Raw genomic sequence first — 344 nt, 5'->3', positions numbered from 1 at the left:
TCATCGACTGAGTCCGGTGGTTGAAGAAGTGCTGTACCCGGCAATGGAAGATTACCAAATCGATATCATGATTGGTGAAGGGCCGGCAGCACGTTCGATTAAGCTGGATCTCGAACCTTTTACCTTAGTCGGAGCCACAACGCGTGCGGGTTCTTTGACCTCGCCATTACGGGATCGTTTTGGCATTGTGCAGCGATTGGAATTTTATAATGTTGCTGATTTAAGTACGATTGTGCAACGTAGCGCAGGTATTTTGGGTGTCTCTCTGGACATAACTGGAGCAGGCGAAATTGCTCATCGTTCGAGGGGAACTCCACGAATCGCGAATCGACTTTTGCGGCGGG

At 49.7% G+C, this 344-nt stretch carries 1 pseudogene; it reads left to right on the top strand.

The window, feature by feature from the left end:
* Positions 1–344: pseudogene (locus B3O33_RS04685) on the top strand (Holliday junction branch migration DNA helicase RuvB); the annotation flags it as partial.

This window comes from Methylophaga sp. UBA1464, from assembly GCF_002325665.1.
Classification (GTDB): Bacteria; Pseudomonadota; Gammaproteobacteria; order Nitrosococcales; family Methylophagaceae; genus Methylophaga.
This window is presented reverse-complemented; position numbering and strand designations above follow the sequence as displayed.